Below are 873 nucleotides of genomic sequence, written 5' to 3'. Positions count from 1 at the left end.
GAGCCAGACAACGACCAAGGTTATAAATGATATAGCGAAGATGGGGATTTCCTTGCTTCGAAATACGCCCAAAATACTCTTTTCCACCACCTGATTGTTTCATAATAGGATTGGTTCCTGCTTTTTTTATAATTTGGCCAGGATTCTCGTATTGAGAAACATCTCCCATTTCACTATAAAGCTCGGCAGCTGTAATTACACCGATACCACGAGTGGATAAGAAAAGCTTGCCCTCCGTTTGAAGAAGGAGTGATTCAATCTCCCGTTCAAATGACTCAATATTCTTGTTTAATCTTTCTAAATCTTGAAGTTTAGTTTTGAGTATGAGAAGCTCTGGTTTAAGCTCTTCAAGGGAGCGAGAAAGCGCCTGGCTAGCTACATACGAAAGTTTTTCAATCGTGCTCTTTCGTAATTTCAAGTTGTGTTCTTTCGAAAGTCTGAGAAGACCTATTTCACCTAGCTCAAGAATGTAAGCCGGATGTGGATAATGATTCATAAAGAAAAGGGAAGACTTTCCCCAGAAGTCACTAAAAACTTTGACTTTTTTTCGTTTGTTCCCTTCTTTTACTGCATAACCTTGAAATTCACGCCAAATGTGATCCATTAACACCCGGATTTCCATTTGAAGAGTTGATCGCTTCCTGATTTCTTGTCTTCTCACTCTTGTGAAGGTAAGAAGTTGACGCTGAATGCCCTCTGCCAAAGTAAATTCAGTACCTTTATTATTCTTAATACAGTGGGCAAGGGCTACGAGATCTATATCATCGGTCTTACACCAATTCAGTGCACTAGAGCGTTCTTCAAAGGTAGTATAAGCATTAAAGATTCGGACACCGAACCCTTTACGCCCCAACTCACGGACAATATCCTCAT

The 873-nt window shown here is 40.1% G+C and carries 1 protein-coding gene; it reads right to left on the bottom strand.

All coding sequences use genetic code 11. The annotated features are described in order from the left end of the window. Window positions 1-873: transposase (locus Q1B07_RS26675; protein WP_299834316.1), on the bottom strand; the 873-nt coding region annotated here is incomplete at both ends.

The sequence above is a fragment of the uncultured Metabacillus sp. genome (assembly GCF_947503125.1).
GTDB lineage: Bacteria > Bacillota > Bacilli > Bacillales > Bacillaceae > Metabacillus.
Note: the sequence above shows the minus strand (reverse complement) of the source record. Positions and strands in the feature narration are given on the sequence as shown.